Raw genomic sequence first — 2,755 nt, 5'->3', positions numbered from 1 at the left:
GCCGCTTGCGTCTTCATTCAAGGCATCCCAGAAGCTTTCCTCGTAGTTGCTGTCTTCGTTGACCACGTTGCCGTTTAGGCGGCTGGCGATCCGCAGGTCGGCTTCCCCGTCCAAGACCGTGGCCTTGACCTTGATCAAGGCAGCTTCTTTGACTACTGAACTAAGGAAGCGGGTGAAAGTAAACCGAACCCGGCAGTCCCCGCCTTCATAAACAAAACTTCTTGTAAGCAAACCTTGATGCATGTCCAGACTCAAGCTGAAGTCGCTGATTTCATCAGTTGCCAGGTCCAGCTTGTGGCCGTTGATCATGACTGGCAGGTCAATGAAGCTTGGCGCGTTCAGGGTCTTGCCGAAGTAGTCCGGGTAGCCGTTCTTCCACCAGCCGACCCGGGTCTTGTCCGGGAACCAGACGCCGGCGTAATAGGTGCCTTTCAAACTGTCGCCGCTGTAGCCTTCTTCAAAGTTGCCGCGCAGGCCCATGTATTCGTTGCCGATTGAAGTCATACTTTCTTGAAGGCGCTTGTCTTCTTTTGAAAAAGTGTGACTGGTTAATTTCCAGGGATCAATTTCAAAAATTCTTTTCATCGCTATTCTTCCTCGCTCAAATCATTCTGTAATCATTATCAGCTAATGTGCAAACGCTAACAAGAACTATTTTTATGTTACCGTTAACAGCATCTATTTCACGATCAGGACATAGCCCTTGTTTTCCAGCTGCTTGCCGTCGTAGCCCCGGCTTAAAGCCGCGGCCGCGCTTAAGCTGACGGCCTGGCCGGTCGTGTTGAACCAGCCCTCGACCGTTTCCTTGCCGGTCCGCTTGACATGGATCAGGCCGTTGTCGGCAACTTCCAGCCAGGTCTGCCCCTTGCTCAGGCTTTCCCAATGCTGGCGGCGGAAGGCGATGATGGCTTGGACCGCCTGCCAGACCGGACTGCCCTTTTGGCTCCAGTCCATCGGCTTGCGGCAGTCAGGGTCGTTGTCGCCGCTCATGCCCATTTCCGTCCCGTAGTAGATGCATGGCGACCCGGTCTGAATGAAGGTGAAGGCCAGAGCCTGCAGGGCCTTGTCCTCGTCTTCCCCGGCCACGGTCTTGATCCGGGCCGTGTCATGGGAGTCCAGCACGTTCAGCATGGCCGAGTTGCTCTGCTCTCTGTATAAGAAGAGCTGGTCGGTCAAAAGTTCCGTCATGGTCTTGGCGTCTTGGCTGCCCTTGAGGAAGTGGTCGGCAATCTGGCCCGTAAACGGGTAGTTCATGGTGCCGGAGAATTCGTCCCCGTTCAGCCAGGACTGGCTGGAGTGCCAGGATTCGCCCAAGACGTAGAAGTCGGGTTTGATGGCCGTAACGGCGGCCTTGAACTTCTTCCAGAATTGGTGGTCGACTTCATCAGCCACGTCCAGCCGCCAGGCATCGATGTCGAATTCCTTGACCCAGTAGGTCGCGATCGTCAACAGGTAGTCCACGACTTCCGGATTGGCGGTGTTCAGCTTCGGCATGTGCTTTTCAAAAGCAAAAGTCTCGTAGCTTGGGTCTTGCGGGTCGTAGGGTTCAACCGGGAAGCGGTTGATGTGGAACCAGTCGGCGAAGCGGGACTTGGCCCCGTTTTTCACGACGTCCTGCCACTGCATGGAAGAGTCGCCCATGTGGTTGAAGACCGCGTCCAGCATGACGTGCATCCCCCGGGCGTGGGCTTCGTTGACCAGGCGGGCAAAGAGCTGCTTGTCGCCAAAGTCCGGGTCGATTTCCAGGTAGTCGATCGTGTCGTACTTGTGGTTGGAGCTGGCCTTGAAGATCGGGCAGAAGTACAGGCCGTTGATGCCCAATTCCTTCAGGTAGTCCAAGTGGTCCAAGACCCCTTGCAGGTCGCCGCCGTAGAAGTCTTCCCGGCCCGGGTGGTCACTTGGATTCCAATCCTTGACGCCTGCTGGGTCATTGCTCTTGTCCCCGTTGGCAAAACGCTCCGGGAAGATCTGGTACCAGACCGTCTCCTTGACCCAGTCCGGGCTCTTGGTCATGTCGATTGCGTGGAAGTAAGGGAGCTTGAAGTAGTTGTTCGGGTCCTCGTAAGTTGCTGCTTCATTCTTTCTGAAGCCCCGGTCGCCGTAAACCCATTCCTCGCCGTCTTGGCCGTGAATTTCAAAGACGTACTGGGCCCGGTGCAAAGGCAGAGTCACTGCCGTTTCCCAGTAGTCGTTGACTTGGCCGTGGCCAGCCAGGGTCATAGCCTGCTTTTTCAACTTGGTCAAAGGCTCATGGACGTCGCAATAGTGGACGTAAACTTCCTTGACGTCGCGGCCCGTGTGCAGGCGCAGCTTCATGGTCTCCGTCGTCACCAGGTAGCAATCTTCGCTTTCAGGTCTGTGTCTAACTGCTGCTGTTTGCATTTTTTCTGTTTCCTCGTTAAAAAATCATCATCACGTTGTTTGTTTTGTTTGTTGCTTTATTTTTCTCTTCTGTTATTTTGCGTTTTTTGCAAAACGGCCCCGGCAAAAGGCATCAGGGTCAGTTCCTTGCCTTGCAGGTTGAGATTGCCAGCCGTCAAGACCGGGGTCAGTTCTTCCGGCAAGCTCAGGTGCTCCTTCTTGGCGCTGAGGGAGACGACTACCAAGGCCCGCTCGCCGGCAAGCTCGCGCTGGTAGACCAAAAGCTCAGGCTTGGTGTCCAGCAGATAGTAGCTGCCGTTTGTGAACAGCGGCGTCTGCTTCAATTTTAAAAGCTGCCGGTAGAAGTTGAGCATGCTGGACGGGTCGGCCTCTT

The 2,755-nt window shown here is 55.1% G+C and carries 1 protein-coding gene and 2 pseudogenes; all 3 read right to left on the bottom strand.

What is annotated here, in order from left to right; translation table 11 throughout:
• Positions 1 to 585: pseudogene (locus lacNas_RS06720) on the bottom strand (glycoside hydrolase family 65 protein); the annotation flags it as partial.
• 93 nt (positions 586 to 678) lie between these two features.
• Positions 679 to 2,382 carry a glycoside hydrolase family 13 protein gene (locus lacNas_RS06715; RefSeq protein ID WP_201346715.1) on the bottom strand — a complete coding sequence of 568 codons (1,704 nt, stop codon included), beginning with the start codon at positions 2,380 to 2,382 and terminating at the stop codon, positions 679 to 681.
• 56 nt (positions 2,383 to 2,438) lie between these two features.
• A pseudogene (locus tag lacNas_RS06710) lies at positions 2,439 to 2,755 on the bottom strand (alpha-glucosidase); the annotation flags it as partial.

Origin of the sequence: Lactobacillus nasalidis, from assembly GCF_016587775.1 — a bacterium.
Taxonomy (GTDB): domain Bacteria; phylum Bacillota; class Bacilli; order Lactobacillales; family Lactobacillaceae; genus Lactobacillus; species Lactobacillus nasalidis.
This window is presented reverse-complemented; position numbering and strand designations above follow the sequence as displayed.

Excerpts from the sequence above, each read along its gene's own strand:
- lacNas_RS06715 (WP_201346715.1), bottom strand. The coding sequence starts at position 2,382 with ATGCAAACAGCAGCAGTTAGACACAGACCTGAAAGCGAAGATTGCTAC.